We start from the raw sequence: 22,265 nt of genomic DNA on the forward strand, positions 1-22,265 counted from the left end.
GGGTCTTACCCCATAGGATGACACATGAAAAAGATCAAATTCCAGGACACCTCCTTCCGTGATGGTTTCCAGTCTATTTTCGGTGCCCGCGTGTTCGCTAAGGACTTTATGCCGGCTGTTGAAGCAGCATGCCACGCAGGTATCACCCACTTTGAAGCAGGTGGCGGCGCCCGTTTCCAGGCCCTCTACCAAAACTGCGGCGAAGACGCATTCGACATGATGGACGAATTCCGTCGCGTTGTCGGCCCGAAGGCTCGCCTCCAGACCCTCGCCCGCGGTATTAACGTTGTGGCTCTGGCTCCCCAGCCCCGCGACATGATCAAGCTCCACGCTGACATGTTCAAGAAGCACGGCATGACCCGTATCCGTAACTTCGACGCCCTCAACGACGTGAACAACCTGATCTACTCCGGTAAGTGCATTACCGACGCCGGTCTGGAACACGAAGTCGTCGTTACCATGATGGAACTTCCTCCGGGATGCTCTGGTGCACACGACCCCGAATTCTACGAACGCATCCTCAAGAACATCCTGGATGCAGGCGTTCCCTTCGCTTCCGTTTGCTTCAAGGATGCTTCCGGTACCGCAAACCCCAACAAGGTTTACGAAACCTTCAAGCGCGCCCGTAAGCTCCTCGGCGACGACGTAGAACTCCGCATCCATAGCCATGATACCTGCGGTACTGGTGTAGCTCAGTACGTTGCAGCTATCAACGGTGGTGCAGATGGTGTTGACCTGGCTCGTAAGCCCCTCTCTGGTGGTACTTCTCAGCCGGACCTCTTCTCCATGTTCCACGCTCTCAAGGGCTCTGAATTCCAGCTGGCTCTTGGCGAAGACGGCATCGTCGACGATCACATCAAGGAACTCATGGACGCAAACAACGTCGCAGTTGAATGCCTCAAGGACTACAACTTCCCGCCCGAAGCTCGTCAGATCTCTCCGGACGTGATCTTCTCCCCCATGCCGGGTGGCGCACTTACCGCCAACACCCTCATGATGCGCGAAACCAAGACCTTCCACCTGTACGACAAGGTGATCAAGAACATGAGCGAATGCGTGGCTCGCGGTGGCTTTGCTTCTTCCGTGACCCCGGTTTCTCAGTTCTACTTCCAGCAGGCCTACATGAACACCATCAACGAAAACGCTGGTCGTGATCGTTGGTTCAAGATGACTGAAGGCTACGGCAAGATGCTCCTTGGCTACCAGGGTAAGACTCCTTGCGAACCGGATCCGGAACTGGTGAAGATCGCAGCAGACCAGTTCAAGATGGAACCGTTCTCTGTGGCTCATCCGGGCGTTCAGTGCGCAGAAGAAATCCTTGAACCGGGTATTCCGGCTGCAAAGAAGCAGCTTGAAGAAAACGGTCTTCCGGTTAACGATGAAAACATCTTCATCGTCGGCTGTCTCCAGACCAAGGCTGGCAACAAGGGTATCGAATTCCTCAAGGGTAACCGCCACATTGGCGTTCCCAAGAAGGACCCGAACGCAGCACCGGCTGTGGACACCAAGAACATGAAGGCTGGTCAGGCTTCCACTTACCGTATCGCCCTCGGCAACCAGAGCTGGGACGTCCAGGTAAGCACCCTCAAGTAAGGTGAAAGCCACAAAATTCCAGGAGCCACAAGGTTCCTATGGATGCAAGAAGCCCCGCGAATCAAATCGCGGGGTTTCTTGTTTTTTATTAAGCGTGCTAGCGAAAAAAAAACTCGCGACAAGCACGAGTTTTTCGGCAATCAATTTGCGCAACTAATCAGAAAGCGAAGGTTTTGCCAATGTACGCCGTGTAGTTCAGCAAGTCACCCCAAGCCGCACCGCCGTAAAATCCTGTCGGATGCCAATAAGTCAGCTTCCAAGAACGCGTCCACATGCCAGGTCCACCTTTAAGGAACGTGCTTAACTCCAAAGACAAGTTTCCATACTCAGATTGCTTACCAAAGCGAGCCCCCAACCAGGCGACCGTTGCTACGCCAAAGCCATAACGACCATCGGCATCACGAATAATGGGTGCATTGATCGTAATGGGACTAGTCTCTCCAGTTTCCTCATCTATCCCATAAACAACAACGGTGTCTGCGGCCAAATTCCCCCTCTTCTTGTCGTAGGAACCTCCGCCCTGAAACGCCTGTCCTCCAACGGCAAGGCCTGCAAAGAGGTAGGAGCCCATATTGAAATCAAAGCCTATCAATAAGCGTTCCTGCAAATTGGTGAAGTCATAGCGGTCTTTTCCGTCCGAGGTTTTAAGCCATTTTTTGTAGGCCCTATAATAAGTATCGGTCGAATCTAAGCAATCCTCGTCAGTACATGCAAAATTCAACTTACCATGAAAGCCAGACAACGCTGCGTTGAAGAACAAAAAAGAAGCCCCGCCACCCATTCTGTAGGTAAGGGATGCAGTACCACCTGCAGCACCAACATCAGAAACGTTCTCTGTCGCATCAGACAAGGAAACAAAGCCCGTCGCATCCAGAGTCATTTGAGAATCCTTATTGCTAGCATCAGCACGATGAGTAACAGGAGCTGTTTCAACCGCAGCACCCATAGAACGCATTCTCGGCGTACACCCAGTCAGGGATGCAGCCATCAACGCCAGCGTAATCAAAGGCACAATAGATTTAAACATACCATTTCCCCTTTTTATATAGCGTATAGAGAAGGTGTTCCTTTTTACAAAAGCGCACCTTCAACTAAACTATAAATAAATTGGGATTTGAGAAATGTTTTTTTCGCTTATTCAAAAAAACACCTGATTAATTATACACACTTCAGTACTCAATGTGCTCTGGAACACTAATCTTGATGCAGAAAATTTGTTTTGAGGAGTAATAGTCGTGTCAATAACGCTAGACAAGGGTATTTCCTTGCTCACAAACAAGCCATCAGCGGTTCCTCCCTTCAAAGAATACTGCCCCTTTTTGTAGGAGTCAAAGTATAGGGATGTTCCCTGACAAGTTCCTGGCCAATAAGAAACCTTCATTCTTGCATATTTCTCCAAATTTTTCTTTTCATTAAAATCCAAGTAAAATGCGGATCCTATGGCATTGAAATCAGCTCGCAAACCAGTCCCCAATTCATCCGCATACGGAGACAAAACAGTAGATTCCTGCCATGGTCGTGCAAGTACATTTGTATTGGGGTATATGAACTTATCAATCAAAGTCTCGGGTTGCTCTCGATCGTAAGCCTGTCTTTCGAATCGCGGATTTAGAATCGTCACATGGCCGCCGTCTGAATTCAAGACTAGACGGAACCATCTATAATGAGTGCTTACATCTTCGGCAAAATCAATTGGCCACTTCAAGGTATGCATATTCCCATCAACAGGAACATCGACTTCCTGCAGCTGCAATTGACCAGAACCAGACTTGCTCTTCAACAAAAGCAGTTCAGCCTTCATCCAAGACGACTTGGACGAATATGCCGAAATATCAACGACAAAATTTCCGTTGAACGAAACATTCGATCCATTATCAATCAACGCCACCTTATGCCACCCTGCAGGAACATCAAATGAAACCGCCTCGTTCATTTCCGTAGCACTGGTATTGTAATCATACCTTGCATATGCAAATTTGCGAGTCTTAACCAATCCCGCATTTCGAATCGCTTCCGGCATATTTGAAAGGTCCATGCAACTACCATAGGGATTAAACACACCTGTCAAGTTTTCATTGCGGAACGCAGACTTTTCAAAATCATAATCATATTTTGCAACTTCGCACATAAAGCGCCAAATATCGACCTGCATGCCAAGCAAGACATTAGTATCCACTTCACCTGAAGAATGAACAGGCAATTCAATATGACGTCCATTTGTGGGTTCATAAAAACGAGGGTGGGTTGGATCCACAGCAAACATCGCTGTTGCAGAACTTCTCGCTCCAGGATTTTCAAAAGACACATCTGTGTACTTTTCGGTGAACGCACAATTTCGTCTAATGGAAAAATCGTTATTGCAATACAAGTCCATGGCACTGACTGTTGGAATAAACGTACTGTTCTTTTGAAACAGCGTATCATCTTCCCAAGAGGTATTTATGCTAATCTTGGTAGAAGATCCAAATGGTAACGATTGTTTCATATTTTCAGGCATCGCATCTTTAAAACCGTTCCTCAGACTCTCATATATTTTTTGTGAGAACGGATAAGTACTTCCCTGAACAAAATCAAAAGCATTTTGGCTGGAAACTTTTTTTTTCGCATCCATATCATTAAACTTGTAAACCCTATTAAAAGCGATTTGTTTAGAATCAATTTGTTCAGCAGTACTCATTTCACTCTGAGCTCTTCCCAGAACGACACCTCCCTTTTTGGCAATCCTATCTAATTCATAGTATTTCGAAGGATGTACGTCGGAAATACCTTTCAACTGCCCCTGGGCAATTAAAATCGACGGATAATTTCGATGTTCCGCAGCCTTTCTATATTCGCTGAACAAGAAACGACTATCAGACAAATCATCTTCATACGTTGTATCACCCGATTCTTTCGTAATCTCATTGGTCAGCAGCAATTCACTGGCTCCAGGACCTTTAATCAAGTCAGCAAAAGCTTCAGCATCTGCAGAGCCTCCTTTTTTTGACCAGAAATCGATGGTGTGGAAAAGTCCCTTCGGCATCACAGCCCCTTGATGGGGCGAATCCAAGGAACCATAAATACGAATTGGCGCCTCAAGAAAATTACGCTCGATATCATACCTATAGGCTCCATAACGTCCTATGATACCGCCTTGACTTACACCCAAAACAATGATTCCGTCCTGCTGCATATTCGGAAATCCAAAATACCTGTTACCACATACAAAGTGCAGAAGATTTGCGAAATGGAAAGAATTTTCCACCAAGGATTTTCGAACTGTTTCCGAGAATTGAACAAGAATTGGCGTATATCCAAATTCAACAAGCATATCTGTAAGCCCAAACTGCATTGTCTCTTCATAAAAGGACTCCAATGTTCTCAGCGTATCCGTGCCTAAATATATCCCGTCAATAATAAAGATCGGCCGAACAATGTCAAAACCATATCTTTGATTCTTATTTTCCTTGGGGTTTACAACTCGAATTCGAATATCATTTGTAAAAGACGTTCTGCACTGGAATATGTCATAACGATCTCTTCTGGTATTGCCCCTAGGATTTTTGCTCACGCACAATCCTTTGTCTCCATCATCATGAAAAAACAAATCATAACTTCTTGCAAAGACAAAATCTGATAAAACAAATAAGCATAGAATCAAACAAATCTTTTTCATTACCTAACCTCAACTAAAATATCTTGCTCAACCATATAGCCGCCCTCGGCAAGCCTCAACTGAATTTTTTGCTCCCCTGCAGCGGGAAATTCATAGTCAAAATGCGACGCTGGAGCTACAGAATTCCATTTCCCGTCAAAAAAGATTTCTAAGGAAGGCAAATCATTCCTATTGGTGCTGACAAAATACGGATCATAGAACAGACGAATTTTTGAACCCCGTACAAATGCCGTAGGCAGCCCCGCCTGAAGCATTCTTGACTTAGACATTACAGTAGATTCACAAGAAGAATCTGCGCAGAGTCGGTAGGCGTAGTCAACATTTCCCACAAGAATCGGCATTGAACGATTGTTTTCTTCTGACGCAAATATTTCTGCCTCATAAGCTAAAGCTTTCGGATTTGCAATAACACTATCCCGCAAGCGATTTCGATCTAGATAGTACATATTACGAAACCAGCCCTTTCGAGAGCGCAAAGGTGTCAGAGATTCATCACCGACAAATGACTGAATCTGCATATGCTCAATTTCACTTAGAACAATTTGAGCGTCTGTTGAATCTGATATTTTATTGCGTTGTTCTGCGGTGTATGCGGCGCTTGTTTGAGGATACCCACTCTTAGAGAATTTCCCTTCGCGAGCTGCGATTCTTGGACTTATATTTGAATAAACATATTCTGAATCTAGCACCTCATTTTCCGTACGAATCGCAACATTTTTTCCACAAGAAAGTTCGATGTCATCAATAAAGACAATTGTATATTGAAATGCCGGAACATCAAAAATTCCCAAACCAATTTTATCAATTTTCGCAGACGCATCTCCAACAAGATTTGCCACAGGGATTTCAATCAGAGTCGTCGTATTTGCTTCAACAGTCTTGAACGAAACAGCACTTGTTCCAAAGTTTCCCTGAAGCCACAAGCCCACCTTACTCTTTTGCGAAGTTCGAACTTTCGCCTTCAGCAAACCTCCCGTCACCATTTGAGGCAAGGCATCAAAGGAAAGCAAGCCCGTCCAGTCACCAATTTTATCTTTCATTCCAGAGAAACGAATATAAGGCGGATTCATTCCATCCATATCGCCCCAATTCGTCAACCACTCAGGTTTTTCCGGAAAAGTATTCAACGTTCCTTCGAGCGTTCCAACCTCGCCATCTTTGTATAGCGAAATTTCTTGACAATCTTGTGCAAAGCTTGATAAAGACAATACGGTCCCTATCAAGGTTGCGCACCTTGACATCCAATTTTTCATTGGACCTCCAAAAACAGTTATGTGGATCTATCAAAAAATGGCCAACACTCGTTGCACCAATCGCATATAAAAAATGGACTTCAAATAAAAAAAGTACACCCGTTCTTGGCGGCTGTACTTAACAAACTATTTAAATTCCTTGATTAAAGTTAAACAAAGAATTTCACTTTGTAAAGGGACGATGATAAAATTATTTTAAGGTCAACTTTAGCTCGCAAATGTACACATCGTTTTCAACTTTTGCTTCGTACGAGAAATTATTCTTATAAAGTAAGTTCAACCGCTTTGCAAAAGTAGACAAACCTAGCCCACCCACATCATTATGCGATTTACGAGGAAAATTACTGTTTTCCATGCGAACATAAAGTTGGTCATCAATTTGGGCGATGTTTACATGGGCAAAGCTTTTACCAGCAGGATTGACGCAATGCTTCATGGTATTTTCCAATAACGGCATCAGCAAAAGCGGTTCAATTAGTCTAGTCGGATCTTGCAGGTTCTTGCTAAAGGAAAATTCAAAATTATCATCGTGGCGAAGTCTTTCAAGGTCCGCATACTTTTCAAGAATTTCAATTTCTTCCTTTAGCGTAATAAACTTGTCTTCCGTTTGGTACAAAGTAACACGTAACAGCTGAGAAAGCTTTGTCATTGATTTTTCAGCTAATTTCGGATCAATCGAAATCAGCGAAGAAATATTATTCAAGGTATTGAAAAGAAAGTGCGGACTCAACTGCTGTTTCATAAAGTTCAGTTCATATTCAAGATGGGCTCGGCCTCTTTCTCGAATCACAAAGGCCCGCATCGTTTGGCGCGTAAAAACAGAAATCAAGATACTGCAAAGACACACCATGAAAAGAATAAGCAGAAAACTTACAATGCTAGGCAAAGTAAAATGGTTTGGAGATGTTATATAGTCAGAGAAAAAATCATGTATACCCATGCCAGGTCTTCTTGTCAAGAAGAATCCCGCAAACTCTCTGCACACGAAACTCAAGAAAACAAGAATAGCGTTGCCCGCAAAAAACTTCACATACTTTTTTCCAAAAAAGAACTTTGGCACAAACAACTTTTGATTTATCCAAAAAATCAGGCATGTGGCAAGCAGCGGAACATAGTAACCCAAGACACTATGCATTTCAAAATTCTTCGCATAGTAATTACTGGGGTCCAAAAGAAGAACCAAAGGAAACAACAGGATAAAGGCCCAGACAAGCAGGGCAATAATGGGAATTGGCGCCGGGAAGGTATCCTTGATCTTATCATCGTTCATTATCTTGGCCAACTCCTTTTCCCCACGATCAAAAGTGGCTTCCTGAAGTTCGGCAAGACGATTTCGGTGATTTTCCAAAAAACTGACGATTTTTTCCTTTAAATGAACTTTCATGACAAAACCCCACGGTATTTCCACAATTTAGCCTTAAATTCGCTCAAAAAACGGATTTCATGACAAAAACGTGACAAAACTGGATAAAAATCCGACAAACGGTTACAAAACTCCGACAAAACTTTTATAAAACTTTTGCGAAGACTATACCAAACAGTGACACTTCTAATTTGCCTTTAAGGTATCTTTACTTACGTAAACGAGTTATGCTAGGAGGCAATTATGACTAAGAATTCTAACGTTCGCGCTGAAAGAGATGTGTATTTTCAGTACCTTAATGACATTTCTAAATACCCTCTTTTGACCAAGCAACAAGAAAAAGTTTTGCTCATTAAGGCCCAGGCAGGCAGCAGAGCAGCTATGGATCTTTTGGTAAAGTCCAACCTGCGTTTTGTGGTGAACATCGCCAATCTTTACAAGGGTCAGGGCCTCGATGTCAACGAACTGATTAACGAAGGCAACATGGGTCTCATTGATGCGGCCAAGCGCTTCGATCCTAATCAGAAGATCAAGTTCATTAGCTATGCCGTTTGGTGGGTTCGCCAGAACATCACCCGCGCCATTGCAGAACGAGGTCGCTTGGTACGCATTAGTGCAGAAAAGGAGCTGGTTCTCCGCCGCTTCGGTAAGCACGGCGGTAAGCTTCGTCAGGTTATCGGCGGCGGTCTCATGGTAGATCCCGCAAGCCTCGAAGGCCTTACCAAGTACAAAGCTCACGATATCGAAAAGATTTTGATGTTGGGTGGCCGTTCTTCTTCCCTTGACGCTCCCGTCGGCGAAGATGGCGACACTACCATTGGCGACACCATCGCTGCTGAAAACTCTGTTACCGACGCCCTCACCGAAGGCAAGGATCGCAGAAAAGTTTTCAACAACGTTATGAAGCAGAACCTTTCCGAACAGGAAATGCAAATCATCAAACTGTATTTCGGCTTCAAGATGGATGCAGACCTGAATCTCAAGGAAATTGCTCCCATGGTGGGTCTCTCCAAGGAACGCGTCCGTCAGCTCAAGGAAACTGCTCTGGAAAAGTTGAGAAACGACCAGATTCAGCGTGCCTTGTACGACGCAGCCTAATAGGCTACCCCCTATTCACTTTGTTTTTCTTCTCTCTCTCCCATAGTATCAAAAACCGGCCCTAATCGGCCGGTTTTTTCCGTTTTTCCCAAATCCTGAACAAAATCTTATTGTATCTTTAAGGTATGAATTTCTATAAGCCGAATTTTCGCAGTCTTTTTGTAGCTTCTCTTTCTGCCTTGTGCCTTGCAAACGCTTCTTTTGCCGCCAAGGACAACAAGCAGACCCCTCCGGGCGACTTCTACGACGAAGTTTCCCGCTTGAACAAGGTTCTTTCCGAAGTCAACCGTAAGTATGTGGAAGATGTAAACCCCACAGAACTTACCGATGCAGCCCTCAATGGCATCCGCGACATTCTGGACCCCCATACCACCGTGTTCAGCCCCAAGGACTACGAAAGCCTGAAGATTTCCATGGAAGGTAAGTTCGGCGGCGTGGGCATCACCATCAGCCTCCGAGATAACGTCCTCACCGTGATTTCCCCCCTTTCCGGCACCCCGGCCTTCCGCCTGGGCATTCGCGCTGGAGACAAGATTCGCAAAATTGACGGCAAGGACACCAAGGGTCTCTCTCTTGACGACGCTGTGAACAAGCTCCGCGGCAAGATCGGCACCGACGTTACCGTTTCTATTGAACGTGAAGGTGTACCCGACCTGATGGACTTTACCATCACCCGCGCAGAAATCATCGTCCATGCAGTGCCTTACTACGGCATGGTCACCAATGACATCGGCTATATCAAACTGGCTACCTTTAGCGACAAGACTACAAGCGACGTGGTGAACGCCATCAACGCCCTCCAGAAGCAGGGCATGAAGAAGATCATCCTCGACATGCGCTACAATCCGGGTGGTCTTTTGAACCAGGCTATCGATATTAGCGAACTCTTCTTGAAGAAGGGAAACACCATCGTCAGCACCAAGGGTCGCACCCAGCAGACCGAAAGCCGCGCCCGTAAGGACGGTGTGGTCAAGCAGGACATTCCCATGGTCGTTCTCGTAAACCAGGGTTCCGCAAGCGCAGCAGAAATCGTTTCCGGCGCACTCCAGGACTGGGACCGAGCCCTCATTATCGGCAAGACTTCCTTCGGTAAGGGTTCCGTACAGACAATCTTCCCGCTGGACAATCAGGGCAACGCCCTGAAGCTCACCACCGCCTTCTACTACCTCCCCTTCGGCCGTTGCATCAACAAGCCGGAAAACGGAATCAAGGGCCTGAAGCTTCAGGAAGAAGAATACGAAGCAGAAGCCAACGGTGACGAAGCAAAGATTGATTCCCTCAAGAAGGACACCGTCGCACGCGACACCTTCTACACCAACAACGGCCGCATGATGTTCGGCGGTGGCGGCATCACTCCTGACGTTGAAGTTGAACTTTCCCCCATGCCTTGGGTCGTCCAGGTCCAGGAACGCATGGCAATGTACTTCAAGTTCGCAGTCAAGGCCCGTCCGGGTCTTGAAAAGAGCGGCGTGAAGATCGACGCCAACTGGGAAGTCCCCGACTCCCTGTTCCAGCAGTTCCGCGATTACTGCATGAACGACACCAACTTTACCAAGGTCAAGAGCAACGCATTGGTGGGCGTGGATCAGCTTGAAAAGAGCATTATCCGCGAACAGAACTACATGGGCGACTCTTCCAAGACCGTTTCCGACTCCCTCCTGGCACAGCGTATTGCCGAAATGCGCGCCGCCCTGGAAAGCAACAGAAACGCTCAGTTTGACGAAAACAAGGAATACATCAAGGACGGCATCAAGCGCGAGCTCCTGACCTCCTTCATCAACGATTCCGTAAGTACTGCATTCTCCCTGAAGCGTGACGAACAGCTTAAGGAAGCCATCAAGTACCTCAGCGACATGAACCTTTACAAGAAGGCCATCAGCGCACCGGACAAGAAGGCTGCCAAGAAGCCTGAACAGGCTAAGCCCGTCAAGGACGCCAAGAAGAAGTAAGGATCCAACTTGATTAGAACGATGAACAAAATTGCGGAAAGTCTGGGTAAGTTTATCCGGAAGTTCCTGCATACCGTCATCAATTATCTGCTATTCGTATGGCAGATGTTCAAGAGCATTCCTGGTGCCTTCAGCAATTTCCATACAACCGTTGAACAGATGCAGCACGTGGGTGTCACTAGTATTCCCGTGGTGTTGGCTGCATCCCTTGCAACGGGTGCAATCATGTCCTGGCAGCTGGCTTACCAGTTCGCAGACATGATTCCCTTGATGTTTGTAGGCATGGCCGTTGGTAAGTCCGTGATGGTGGAACTCTGCCCCATCCTTACTGCCATGGTGCTTGCCGGACGTATCGGAGCCTCCATGTGCTCTGAACTTGGTACCATGGCTGTGACAGAGCAGCTTGATGCGTACAAAGTATTAGGTCTTAGTCCACATAAGTTCTTGCTCGCACCAAGACTTATCGCTACCGTCATCATGCTCCCGACCCTCACGGTTATCAGTATTTTCGTGGGTATCCTAGGTGGCTACGCTGTGGCCGCCCTCTATAAGGACGTGTCTTTCTCCGTATTCTTCTACGGTGTCCGCATGTTCTACGCAAACTGGGATTTGGCTGTGGGTCTGATCAAGGCATTTGTCTACGGTTACTTTATCGCTAGCTACGCTTGCTTCTTTGGTTTCAACACCACCAGTGGTGCAGAAGGCGTCGGTAAGAGTACAAAGTCCACCGTGGTGGCCGGTATGACCAGCATTTTGATTGGCGGTTTCGTTCTCTCCAAGCTGCTCCTTCTTTAATGGAAAATTTCGAGAATAAAAGACGCAAAAAGAACGTCTGTGGGGGCGACCTCACGGATATCAGCGTGCTTTTGAAAATGGTTCTGGACAAGAACAATATTTCAGAAGATTTGACCTTCAAAGCCATTTGCGAAGGCTTTGAAAACATCGTGGGAACCTTGCTTTTACCCCACGTAAAACCGGTCAAAATGGACAAGAATATTTTGGTGCTAAAAGCCGCCAATTCCGCATGGAAACAAGAGTTATTCCTGCAAAAAAAAGCTATTATTGACAAGTGTAATTTAGTGTTGGGCAAGCCAGCAGTAAGGGATGTCCGACTCATTTGAGTAAGGTTAAAAGATGGCAGAAAACGTAGAAGAAGAAAAGAAGAACGAAGACTATAGTGGTTCCAGCATTACCGTTTTGGAAGGTCTGGAAGCGGTCCGCGTTCGCCCTGCAATGTACATCGGTTCTACCGACATCCGCGGTTTGCACCACCTCGTATGGGAAGTGGTTGACAACTCCGTCGACGAAGCATTGGCTGGTTTCTGCAACCATATCGAAATTTCCATTTTGCCGGGCAACGGCATTCGCGTCACCGATAACGGCCGCGGCATTCCGACTGATATCCACCCCAAGGAAAAGGTGGGCACTCTTGAAGTCGTCATGACCAAGCTCCATGCCGGTGGTAAGTTCGACAGCAATTCCTACAAGGTTTCTGCAGGTCTCCATGGCGTGGGCGTCAGCTGCGTTAACGCACTTTCTACCAAGCTTGTCGCCACTGTACGCCGCAACGGCAAAATTGTGACCCAGACTTTCAGCAAGGGCATTCCTTGCGGTCCCCAGCAGGAAATCGGCACCTGTGCTGCAGATGATCACGGAACTACCATTGAGTTCTATCCGGACGATACCATCTTCAGCGAAACCGTCTACGTCTACGACACTCTCGCAACCCGTTTCCGCGAACTGGCTTTCTTGATGAGCGGCCTTCGTCTTTCCCTTACTGACGAACGCGAAGAAGCTGGCGAAGAAAAGCCTTCTGAAACCTTCTGCTTCCCGGGTGGCGTTTCCGAATTCGTCCGCTACGTGGACGAACATCGTACCCCGTTGTTCAACGAACCCATCCACTTGGTATTGCCCGATGGTCAGTATCCTCTTGAAGTGGCTATGTGGTACAACGACGGCTACCAGGAAAACTTCTTTAGCTTTGTGAACAACGTGAACACCTATGACGGTGGTACCCACGTTACAGGTTTCAAGACCGCTCTTACCCGCGTGATCAGCAAGTTCGCACAGGACATGCCCAAGGGCAAGAAGGACATCAACATTACAGCTGACGATATCCGTGAAGGTCTTACCGCTGTTATCGCCATCAAGGTTTCTCAGCCTCAGTTCGAAGGCCAGACCAAGCGTAAGCTGGGCAACTCCGAAATCGCAAGCTATGTGGCTTCTGCATTCGGTGCAAAGCTGGATGAATACTTCCAGGAAAATCCGGCTGCAGTGAAGGTCATTCTGGACAAGGTCTACTTCGCAGCTCAGGCTCGTGAAGCTGCCCACAAGGCTCGTACCCTCGCTCGCCGCAAGAACGTTCTGGAAAGCGGCGGCCTTCCGGGCAAGTTGGCCGACTGTAGTAGCCGCGACCCGAAGGAATGCGAAATGTTCATCGTGGAAGGTGACTCTGCAGGTGGTTCTGCAAAGCAGGGCCGTAAGCGTGAATTCCAGGCTATCCTTCCCCTCCGTGGTAAGATTCTTAACGTTGAAAAGGCAAGCCTCCACCGCGTGCTTGATACCGAAGAAATCCAGAACCTGGTGAACGCCATCGGTTGCGGTCTCGGTACCGAATGCAAACTTGAAAAGCTCCGCTACAACAAGATCGTCATCATGACCGATGCTGATGTGGACGGTTCTCATATTCAGACTTTGCTCTTGACTTTCTTCTTCCGCTACATGCGCCCGCTTATCGATGAAGGCCACGTGTACCTGGCAATGCCTCCTCTGTACAAGTTGAAGGTGGGCCTCAAGGAACGCTACCTGTTCGATGAAAAGGAAAAGGAAATCGCCATGGCCGAACTGGAAGACAAGAAGAACGTAACTATCACACGATTCAAAGGTCTTGGCGAAATGTCCCCGGAACAGCTGTTCGAAACCACCATGGATCCGGAAAAGCGATTCCTCAAGCAGTGCTATGTGGAAGACGCCGTTGTCGCAGACCAGATCTTCAGCATGCTCATGGGTGAAGATGTGGAACCTCGTCGTAAGTTCATCGAGACCAACGCTTACAAGGTCTTGAACGATCTGGATATCTAATTATGATTCCCAACAAGGACGACTTTCAATCTGTACTGAACCAGGCCCGCGACCTCGTTGAAGACCATCTCCAGCTGACCGAACAGGTCATTATGGACGTGGCCAAGAACGCTCCTGCAGGTATTGCAGAACGCTTGGAATCTCTGTTCCTGCGTAAAGGTAAGCGCATCCGTTCCACCCTGCTTTGCCTGATTGCAAAGAGCGGCGAAAAGCAGCCCGACGCGTCCCGCGTTGCCCATGCCTGCGCCGGCGTTGAATTGCTGCACTTGGCAAGTCTCGTACACGACGATATTATTGACGGAACAGATATCCGCCGCGGCCAGAAGACTGCCCATAAGGAATGGGGAACTCAGGTTGCCGTTCTTATCGGCGACTACGTTTTAAGCCAGGCCATGCGTTGCGTGATTAACGAAGAATCCCGCGACGTGCCGGTAGCCCTTTCTGACGCTGCAGACAAACTTATCGCTGGCGAAATCCTGGAGCTGGACCACTCCGGCGACATGAACTTGTCTTTTGAAAAGTATGACGAAATCATCGACGGCAAGACCGCCGCATTGATCGATGCCGCAGCACGCATCGGTGGTGTGCTGGCAGGTTTCGACAAGGAACAGGCCGACCGTTGCGCCCAGATGGGCAGCCACTTCGGCATTGCATTCCAGATTGTGGACGACCTGCTGGACTACGGCTTTGGTAGCAAGAACCTGGACAAGGCCAAGTTTACCGACCTGAGCAACGGCTTGATCACCCTTCCCCTCCTCTACTACTTTGACGCCTGCAACACCGAAGAACGAGCCGAAATGGAAGGCTTGATTGCTAAGGCTTCTGAAGCTGGCGTACCCGAAAAGATCATCGACCTGATGAACTCCAAGGATGCTTTCAAGAAGGCTAAGGCAAACGCCCAGGAACACTTGGAAAAGGCCCTGGAAATTGCCCAGAGCTTGCCTGCTGGCAAGTTTACCGACGAAATCGTGGCTATGTTCGCTTCTATGAGCGATCGTGGTAATTAATGCTGCAGCAGTGCCACTAATTAAAAAGTCTCGGTTTTCGCCGAGACTTTTTCTTTTTCGCATAAAGTATCAGATTACTTTCTCTTGCCCCAGATTGCCATGAAGACAAGCACGGAGAGGAAGCAGACCGCGATAATAATCCAGAAGGCCAGTTCGCTACCGCCGGAGGCGTCACCGTTCATGCCGAAGGGCAGACGCACATTCATGCCGAACAAGCTAGCGAAGAACGTCGGGAGGGAAATAGAAATGGTCACGATGGTCAAGTTCTTCATCAGCGTATTCACGTTGTTGCTGATGACGCTTGCACGGGCATCCATCATGGACGTCAAAATGTTTGCGTAGATTTCAGCTTGCTGGAGGCTCTGACGGTTTTCAATGACGATATCGTCCAGCAGTTCACGTTCGGCCTCGGACCAGTTCATGCTGCGGCCAATCTGCAGTTTCTTGAGCAGGGTGTCGTTACTGTTCAACGCACTGACGTAGTAGATCAAGCCCTTGTTCAAGCTAAACATGGAAAGCAGGTACTTGTTTTCCATAGCGGTGCGGAGCTTCTGTTCCAATTCATCGTTGATGCGATTGATGATCTTCAAGTGTTCGTTGAAGTGGAAGATTGCGTAGTTCAGCACGCGGAGCACGAAGGTGTTCAAGCTATCGATTTTGGAGAAACGCTTTTCATCAAGGATAGGAAACTCAGAGTCGGTCAGCAGCAGAACCCAGTCTTTAAAGATAAAGATACCGAAGGATTCCACACGGAACTGGAAGTTGTCGCTGGCAGAATAGTTCTTGGGCTTCTTAAACACGATGGTGGTAAAGTCGTCATCGTATTCAATTCGGGAAAGTTCGTCCGAGTCGAATGCGGACGCAATGGTATGCTCAGTTATTTCGTATTCCTTAACCAGGACGCTTCGTTGTTCCTGGCTAAGAGAACCCATCATGACGATATCGGCTACGTCTTCGTTCTGGGCACTAGCGAGGCGCCCTGATTCGATTTTATAGTACTTCTTGAGCATAGAGCCCCCTTGATCGAACGGGGACAAATATAGGAAATAGACGAGAGACGAAAGACGAGAGACGAGAGAAAAGTACCTTTTTCAAACAAAAAAAAGTCCCAGCTTTAGGCTGGAACTTTTTCAATAGAGAACCTGTGGTTTTCTACAATCTGTTATACACCGCCCTTGAAGCGCTTGGAGTACCAGAGCACGAAGGGAGAGCAGACGCAAACGGAAGAGTAGGTACCGATCAGCACACCGAAGACCATCACGAGACCGAAGTCACGGATAGAGGAACCGCCCATAATAGCGAGAACCAAGCAGACGAACAAGGTCGTAAGAGAGGTAATCACGGTACGGCTGAAGCACTGATTGATAGAGCTATTCAAGGTCTTGTCGAAACCGGAGGTTCCGTAGATTGCAGTGTTTTCACGAACGCGGTCGAACACCACGATGGTATCGTTAACGGAGTAACCGATCATGGTGAGGAGAGATGCGATCAATGCACCATCGAAGGAGAGACCGAAGATGGAGATGAAACCCAAGGTAATGATGGAGTCGTGGATAAGGCCAACGACAGCACCGATACCGAAACCAAGACCCAGCTTACCGAATCGGAACCAGACGTAGAGACCGATGGCGAGCCATGCCAAGATGATAGCGAGGATTGCATCGTTACGGAGTTCCTTACCGATGGTCGGACCAACGCTGTCCTTAGCAACAATTTCAACCTTCTGGTTTGCAGCTTCGAAGGCCTGAGCCATCTTAGCTTCGAACTGAGTATCGTCAGAAGACTTCATGCTGATCTGGTAGGAGTTAGCAGAAGTACCACCCAAGGAACGAACCTTAGCACCGCTAATGCCTGCAGCAGAGAGAGCCTTGTTCAAGTCAGTTTCGTGCTTGCCGTCGTCCTGGTACTGGACAGTGTAAACCTGACCACCAGTGAAGTCAATGCTGAAGTCGAAGCCCTTGATTGCGATGGAAGCAATGCTTGCCACGATGAGGACGAGGGACAGAACCTTGAACTTACCGCGGTTCGGAATGATAGCGAGATTTGCGTTGTTGAGAGCCTTGAAGCCGCCACCAATGGAAAGGGTGGTCGCATCACGCTTAGCAAGCTTGAAGTCGAACACGGCGCGGGTAACGGTAAGAGCGCAGAACAAGGAAGTGATAATACCGATCATCAAGGTAAGACCGAAACCCTTCACGGAGCCGGTACCAATCTTGTACAAAATAAGTGCGGTAAGAACGGTGGTCAAGTTAGAGTCGAAGATTGCGCTGAATGCACGTTCGTAACCCTTAGCCACAGCTGCGCGAGCAGTGAGGCCAGCCTTGATTTCTTCACGGATACGTTCGTAAATAATGACGTTAGCGTCGAGAGACATACCAAGCACGAGGATGAAGCCTGCAATACCCGGGAGAGTCAAAGTTGCGTTGAACACGGACATCACTGCTGCAGTGACCAAGGTATTGATGATCATACCGAGGCTAGCAATGAAACCACCGAGGCGATAGTAACCGACCATGAAGACCAAGCAGAGGACGAGACCGACAGCGCCGGAACCGAAGCCCTGAACAATGTTTTCTTCACCGAGGGTTGCACCGACGCTACGAGATTCGATGATCTGCATCGGAGCCTTGAGAGCACCAGCGCGGAGCACGACAGCAAGGCGGTTTGCTTCCTTCATGTCGTCGAGGCCGGTAATCTGAGCTTCACCGTTCGGGATACGTTCGTTAATACGCGGAGCAGAAATAACCTGGTTGTCAAGAACGATAGCCATCTGCTTGCCAACGTTTGCAGCGGTAACAGCAGAGAACTTCTTAGGGCCGATGCCGCCGAACTTCAGGCGAACAGCAACTTCACCAGCGCTCATACCATCGGAAACACGGTGCGGACGAGCGTCAACAACATCATCACCACCCATTTCAGCACGACGCTTCAGGAGGTAAAGGCGCTTAGCCTTGATCTTGGAATCACGCTGGACAGGTTCGAGACCGCTACCGAATGCGAAAGCAACATCACGGGGAATGAGCTTCTGGACGCCTTCGGTTTCGAGGAGCTTCTTGACCTTTTCAACATTTTCTTCAGCGATGAAGCCACCGTTGCCGAAGTTCATGTAGTAAGCGGAGAGAGCTACGCCAACTTCGCTTGCCGGTTCAGCCTTGACTTCTGCAGCGGAATCCTTGGCGGGTTCAGCCTGAGCAGTCTGGGTTGCGCCACCGAGAAGTTCTTCGTCGGAGAGAGCCTTTGCAGTGTCCTTGGCAGGAGCAGCGGCAGCAGCAGCGGTATCGGTTGCCACAGAGTCGGTAGCAGCGATATCGGTGGTCTGACGAGTCAGGTACTGGTCGATCAGCAAGACAATCTGCTGGAACTTATCAGATTCAGCAAGGATCTTGAATTCGAGCTTAGCGGTAGAACCGACGAGTTCCTTTGCAGTGGAGTCATCCACACCTGCCAGTTCAACCAAGATACGGTCGTCACCGCTGGGGGAAATCTGGGGTTCAGAAAGACCGAACTGGTCAACGCGGTTACGGATAATTTCCAAGGATTCTTCCTGGATATCCTTCACATCTTCGTTCTTGAGGTTAGACTTGTCGATCTGAAGGGTAAGGCTAGTACCACCAGCCAAGTCCAAGCCGAAGTTGATGGACTGAGATCCCTTCTTCGGATTTTCCTTGAGGAAGGTTTTCTTAGCTTCGCCGGTCTTGGAGTGGACTTCGATAGAAGGCCAAACCGTGTAAGCGGAGAGGACAATGACGAGAAGAATGATAATTTCTCGCAAACCGAATTTGTTCTTGTTCATTTGTAATCCCTTAATATTACGATCTCTTTGGCGACGGAACTCTCATTCCAGCCACCAAATCATAAGGCACTATTATCTAGTTGGGCGCAAAGATAGTAAAATCGGGGGTAGAAGCGTGGACGTCAAGCTTCAAAGTCCTGCCATTCAAGGTGCGAACAATGGAAAAACCGTCAGAACGCTGTTCCACGGCAAAAGAGCCCGTCCTGAGGGCCGGTTCTGCGTTTCTAAGGGCTATCAGCTCCCGAACCCAGTGGTAAATCGGGCTCTTCTGGAGGTCCTTAAGCTTTTCCCAGGGGATGGTACGGCGGTTGTCGGGGTCCTTACCGCCTTTTAGGGCCAGTTCGTCGCCATAATAGACGCAGGGAGCGCCTGGCAGGAAGAACATTAGGGCGTAGGCAAGGCGCACGCGGGCCTCGTCGGAGCAGGGCTGATTCTGCAGGCGGCTCGTATCGTGACTGCCCAGCAGATTCATGGGGACGTCGCCACAAGGCAACTGCCCGAGGGAGCTATAGCGGAACTGCGGGAAGGCGCCCTTGAGGCGGTTGCAGAACTCTTCCGTAGAAATCGGGTTCTCGTCGAAGAGGTAGGCCATCACCGCCTTACGGAACACATAGTTCATGACGCCATCGAACTGGTCGCCCTGAAGCCAACGGCTGGGCTCATCCCAAATCTCGCCAACGATGTACGCCTCCGGATTGATAGCCTTGACGCGTCGGCGGAATTCCTGCCAGAAACTGTCATCATCAATTTCATTGGGAACATCAAGGCGCCAGCCGTCAATACCGCGTTTCATCCAGAACTCGCCCACACTCATCAAGTATTCGCGAACATCCGGATTGTTTGTATTGAACTTGGGAAGCGCAGGCATTCCCCACCAGCATTCATAATTGGGCTTGCGATCGTAGGCATGAAGAGGCCAGCCCTTCACATGGAACCAGTCCACGTAAGGAGAATTCTTGCCCAGCTCCATCAAGCTATTGAACTGAAAGAAACCGCGGGAGCAATGATTGAACACTCCGTCAAGAATCACGCGGAGTCCCAGCTTATGGGCCTTCTTGACCAAACGATCAAAATCAGCAAGGGTTCCAAGAACCGGATCGATTTCGAAGTAGTCCACCGTATGGTAGCGGTGGTTGGAATTGCTCTTAAAAATCGGGCAAAGGTAAATAGCGTTTACCCCAAGGCCAGCGATGTACTTTAGCTTGTCTTCAATACCCGCCAGGTTACCGCCGAACATATTTTCGCGAGTGGGCTTGGAATCCCAATCCACAAACTTTCCCACGGCATTGTACCGAGGAGAACGGCAAAAGCGATCTGGAAAGATCTGGTAGAAAACCGCGTCCCTAACCCATTCTGGAGCAAATAATTTATTCATAATTCCTTCTCGGATTTAGGGAACGGGGAGTTCGAGGGGTTTCCCCTCGCATCCTATTAGATCTTCCACATGGGACGGCGCTTGCGCACATCCACCAGCTTGCGGATTTCAGAGCTGAGAGAAGAGTAATCCAGCAAGTCATCCACAGAACAAGGCAGACGGTAGCACCAGTTGGAGGCGCCAACAGTACCCGGCACGTTCACACGTTCTTCATCAGCCGGCACCTTGGAAAGATTTGCAGACAGGGCAAAGTAATCCTGGGCAGGCAAGATACAGAACATACTGTTAGAAGAGAACACGTGAGTCAACACGGTACGTGCCACAGAAGGAGTCATCTCCTGAGGAGCTGTTCCCGGCAAGTGGGCGTGAGACCAGTAAAGATCCTTGTCAAAATCCTTTTCCTGCCAGAGGCCGCGAAGAGTAGAAGTATCGTGGCAGCTGGTGGTGCAGACGGAAAGTCTCGGGTATTCGTCCATGTCGTAGTACGGAGAGTACGGAACATTCCAGTTACGTGCCCAGCGTTCAATACGCAGAGACAAAATGTTGAGTTTGTTCAAAACGGTGGGAACGCAGCTGGGCACAGCGCCCAAGTCTTCGGCGCAAACCAGCATATCGGTTTCGTTGGCGAGAACAGACAGGAGCTTGGTAGCGTTTGCTTCCCACAAGCCATTCTGACAATCTTCGTTATGCTTGAGGATTTCCTGAAGTTTCTTTTGTTCGTATTCCGGCAAGGTGAACAGCACCGGCTGATTGTACCAGTACCAGAACGGATAGAAAGTATTTTCGTCGCCAGACGGGATGAATACTCGGTTCCAGTAAACCTTCAGCATTCCATCCTTCACTTCCTGAGGTTCGTCCAGGGAAGTGATTGCCTTTTCGCAATCGTATTCCGGCTTAATGACAAAGCGGTCGAATTCGTTGGGCAGGTTCTGGAAGTACAGAGCCATGACGCGTTCGGTTTCTGTACCAAGGAAGGAGCGGAGCTGATCCACAGAGTAGTTGGGACGACGGAGGTATTCCAAAGTCTCGGGAATGAAACCAGCGTTCATCAATTCGGTCTTGGTCAGCGGCACGCAAGGATTGAATCGGCCCATGATACCGGTGACTTCCTTCTGCGGGATAGACCAAATGCGGAAGAAGCCCAGCACGTGGTCGATACGGTATGCGTGGTAGAACTTGCTTGCCTGAGCCAGACGGCGGCGCCACCAGTTGAAGTTGTCCTGTTCGAGGACATCCCAGCGGTAAGTGGGGAAACCCCAGTTCTGGCCGCTGTAGCTGAACATGTCAGGAGGAGCACCAGCACGGTCATCCAGGGAGAAGAACTTGCGTTCAGACCAGACGTCTGCGCTGTCTTCGTTAATAAGAATAGGAATGTCACCCTTGAGGCGAAGACCCAACTTGGAAACTTCTGTTACGGCGGCGTTGAACTGCACTTCGGCGTTGTACTGCATCCATGCCTGGAACAGGCAGTCCTTGGCGTACTTCTTCCAAAGCTTTTCCAAATCCTTTTCGGTGGGGTCGCGGAATTCAGACCAATCCTTCCAGCTGGATTCGTTGTTCATGGCCTTGAGGGTGCAGTACACACAGTAGGGCTTTGCCCAGCTGTTTTCATCGATCCAACGGGAAAGAGCCTTGTCCTTCTTGAGGGAGTCGTAGCTGTTATCAAAAATCTTGCGGAGAATAGAACGCTTCCAGGTGGAAATCTTGTAGTAGTCGATCTTTCCCAGCTTTTCAAATTCTGCCTTGCCAGCCTTGATGTCGGAAGCGAATTCAGAAGAACCTTCCACAGACTGGATGTTGATGAACACCGGGTTCAAGGCGAAGGCACTGCGAGCACTGTAGGGACTGGATTCAGCACCAGTATCATTAACCGGCAACAGCTGGATAATGTTGAAGTCGCAGAACTGAGCCCAGCGAGCAAAGGGAATCAAGTCCAGATATTCACCGATACCGATGCTCTGCTTGCTGTAAAGGCTGAAAAGGGGAACGGCTACGCCGCTCTGAAAGAATGATAATTCACCGTAACGCATGTCGCGAAAGATAGCATAAGACAGATTTTAATTCAAGAAACCCCTATCACAACAGGCTTTTTTAGCAC

Annotated in this window: 15 protein-coding genes; 7 read left to right on the forward strand and 8 right to left on the reverse strand. The window is 48.6% G+C overall.

Annotation, left to right across the window (positions count from 1 at the left end; translation table 11 throughout):
- Positions 1 to 24: 24 nt before the first annotated feature.
- Positions 25 to 1,593 carry a biotin attachment protein gene (locus MJZ25_12685; GenBank protein MCQ2125029.1) on the forward strand — a complete coding sequence of 523 codons (1,569 nt, stop codon included), beginning with the start codon at positions 25 to 27 and terminating at the stop codon, positions 1,591 to 1,593.
- A gap of 157 nt (positions 1,594 to 1,750) precedes the next feature.
- On the opposite strand, the gene MJZ25_12690 is transcribed toward MJZ25_12685, so the two are convergent.
- From MJZ25_12690 to MJZ25_12705, 4 genes are all read right to left on the reverse strand, one after another.
- Positions 1,751 to 2,620, reverse strand: a complete 870-nt coding sequence (locus tag MJZ25_12690) for a hypothetical protein (GenBank protein ID MCQ2125030.1) — start codon at positions 2,618 to 2,620, stop codon at positions 1,751 to 1,753.
- Positions 2,621 to 2,731: 111 nt separating this feature from the next.
- Positions 2,732 to 5,248, reverse strand: a complete 2,517-nt coding sequence (locus tag MJZ25_12695; GenBank protein MCQ2125031.1) for a hypothetical protein — start codon at positions 5,246 to 5,248, stop codon at positions 2,732 to 2,734.
- Positions 5,248 to 6,501 (reverse strand): hypothetical protein, encoded by a 1,254-nt coding sequence (locus tag MJZ25_12700; GenBank protein MCQ2125032.1) that lies wholly within the window; start codon positions 6,499 to 6,501, stop codon positions 5,248 to 5,250. The genes MJZ25_12695 and MJZ25_12700 overlap by 1 nt, the downstream gene beginning before the upstream one ends.
- 190 nt (positions 6,502 to 6,691) lie before the next feature.
- Positions 6,692 to 7,885, reverse strand: a complete 1,194-nt coding sequence (locus tag MJZ25_12705; GenBank protein MCQ2125033.1) for a histidine kinase — start codon at positions 7,883 to 7,885, stop codon at positions 6,692 to 6,694.
- Between the two features lie 222 nt (positions 7,886 to 8,107).
- Between MJZ25_12705 and MJZ25_12710 the strand changes: the two genes are divergently transcribed.
- The 6 genes from MJZ25_12710 (at position 8,108) to MJZ25_12735 (ending at position 14,999) form a co-directional block, all read left to right on the forward strand.
- On the forward strand, positions 8,108 to 8,962 hold the full coding sequence (locus tag MJZ25_12710) for an RNA polymerase sigma factor RpoD/SigA (protein MCQ2125034.1): 855 nt from the start codon (positions 8,108 to 8,110) through the stop codon (positions 8,960 to 8,962).
- 125 nt (positions 8,963 to 9,087) lie between these two features.
- Positions 9,088 to 10,911 carry a S41 family peptidase gene (locus MJZ25_12715; GenBank protein MCQ2125035.1) on the forward strand — a complete coding sequence of 608 codons (1,824 nt, stop codon included), beginning with the start codon at positions 9,088 to 9,090 and terminating at the stop codon, positions 10,909 to 10,911.
- Between the two features lie 21 nt (positions 10,912 to 10,932).
- Positions 10,933 to 11,706: an ABC transporter permease gene (locus MJZ25_12720; protein ID MCQ2125036.1), complete on the forward strand. Its 774-nt coding sequence runs from the start codon at positions 10,933 to 10,935 to the stop codon at positions 11,704 to 11,706.
- Positions 11,706 to 12,032 carry a DUF721 domain-containing protein gene (locus MJZ25_12725; protein ID MCQ2125037.1) on the forward strand — a complete coding sequence of 109 codons (327 nt, stop codon included), beginning with the start codon at positions 11,706 to 11,708 and terminating at the stop codon, positions 12,030 to 12,032. The genes MJZ25_12720 and MJZ25_12725 overlap by 1 nt, the downstream gene beginning before the upstream one ends.
- A gap of 13 nt (positions 12,033 to 12,045) precedes the next feature.
- Positions 12,046 to 13,992: a DNA topoisomerase (ATP-hydrolyzing) subunit B gene (gyrB, locus tag MJZ25_12730; protein MCQ2125038.1), complete on the forward strand. Its 1,947-nt coding sequence runs from the start codon at positions 12,046 to 12,048 to the stop codon at positions 13,990 to 13,992.
- Between the two features lie 2 nt (positions 13,993 to 13,994).
- Complete coding sequence (locus MJZ25_12735) at positions 13,995 to 14,999, forward strand: polyprenyl synthetase family protein (GenBank protein MCQ2125039.1); 1,005 nt, start codon at positions 13,995 to 13,997, stop codon at positions 14,997 to 14,999.
- A gap of 74 nt (positions 15,000 to 15,073) precedes the next feature.
- Here MJZ25_12735 and MJZ25_12740 read toward each other — a convergent pair whose 3' ends face one another.
- From MJZ25_12740 to MJZ25_12755, 4 genes are all read right to left on the reverse strand, one after another.
- Positions 15,074 to 16,009 (reverse strand): magnesium transporter CorA family protein, encoded by a 936-nt coding sequence (locus MJZ25_12740; GenBank protein ID MCQ2125040.1) that lies wholly within the window; start codon positions 16,007 to 16,009, stop codon positions 15,074 to 15,076.
- Between the two features lie 152 nt (positions 16,010 to 16,161).
- Entirely contained in the window at positions 16,162 to 18,792 is a 2,631-nt protein-coding gene (secD, locus tag MJZ25_12745; protein ID MCQ2125041.1) for a protein translocase subunit SecD, read from the reverse strand.
- Positions 18,793 to 18,868: 76 nt separating this feature from the next.
- Entirely contained in the window at positions 18,869 to 20,167 is a 1,299-nt protein-coding gene (locus MJZ25_12750; protein MCQ2125042.1) for a glycoside hydrolase family 13 protein, read from the reverse strand.
- A 56-nt stretch (positions 20,168 to 20,223) separates the two neighbouring features.
- On the reverse strand, positions 20,224 to 22,197 hold the full coding sequence (locus MJZ25_12755) for a 4-alpha-glucanotransferase (GenBank protein ID MCQ2125043.1): 1,974 nt from the start codon (positions 22,195 to 22,197) through the stop codon (positions 20,224 to 20,226).
- Between the last annotated feature and the right edge of the window lie 68 nt (positions 22,198 to 22,265).

It is taken from the genome of Fibrobacter sp. (assembly GCA_024399065.1).
In the GTDB taxonomy this organism is placed as follows: Bacteria; Fibrobacterota; Fibrobacteria; order Fibrobacterales; family Fibrobacteraceae; genus Fibrobacter.

Coding starts and splice junctions, on each gene's coding strand:
- MJZ25_12690 (MCQ2125030.1), bottom strand. CDS start 2,620: ATGTTTAAATCTATTGTGCCTTTGATTACGCTGGCGTTGATGGCTGCA.
- MJZ25_12755 (MCQ2125043.1), bottom strand. CDS start 22,197: ATGCGTTACGGTGAATTATCATTCTTTCAGAGCGGCGTAGCCGTTCCC.
- MJZ25_12740 (MCQ2125040.1), bottom strand. CDS start 16,009: ATGCTCAAGAAGTACTATAAAATCGAATCAGGGCGCCTCGCTAGTGCC.
- MJZ25_12705 (MCQ2125033.1), bottom strand. CDS start 7,885: ATGAAAGTTCATTTAAAGGAAAAAATCGTCAGTTTTTTGGAAAATCAC.
- MJZ25_12725 (MCQ2125037.1), top strand. CDS start 11,706: ATGGAAAATTTCGAGAATAAAAGACGCAAAAAGAACGTCTGTGGGGGC.
- MJZ25_12685 (MCQ2125029.1), top strand. CDS start 25: ATGAAAAAGATCAAATTCCAGGACACCTCCTTCCGTGATGGTTTCCAG.
- secD (MCQ2125041.1), bottom strand. CDS start 18,792: ATGAACAAGAACAAATTCGGTTTGCGAGAAATTATCATTCTTCTCGTC.
- MJZ25_12735 (MCQ2125039.1), top strand. CDS start 13,995: ATGATTCCCAACAAGGACGACTTTCAATCTGTACTGAACCAGGCCCGC.
- gyrB (MCQ2125038.1), top strand. CDS start 12,046: ATGGCAGAAAACGTAGAAGAAGAAAAGAAGAACGAAGACTATAGTGGT.
- MJZ25_12710 (MCQ2125034.1), top strand. CDS start 8,108: ATGACTAAGAATTCTAACGTTCGCGCTGAAAGAGATGTGTATTTTCAG.
- MJZ25_12715 (MCQ2125035.1), top strand. CDS start 9,088: ATGAATTTCTATAAGCCGAATTTTCGCAGTCTTTTTGTAGCTTCTCTT.
- MJZ25_12695 (MCQ2125031.1), bottom strand. CDS start 5,248: ATGAAAAAGATTTGTTTGATTCTATGCTTATTTGTTTTATCAGATTTT.
- MJZ25_12700 (MCQ2125032.1), bottom strand. CDS start 6,501: ATGAAAAATTGGATGTCAAGGTGCGCAACCTTGATAGGGACCGTATTG.
- MJZ25_12750 (MCQ2125042.1), bottom strand. CDS start 20,167: ATGAATAAATTATTTGCTCCAGAATGGGTTAGGGACGCGGTTTTCTAC.
- MJZ25_12720 (MCQ2125036.1), top strand. CDS start 10,933: ATGAACAAAATTGCGGAAAGTCTGGGTAAGTTTATCCGGAAGTTCCTG.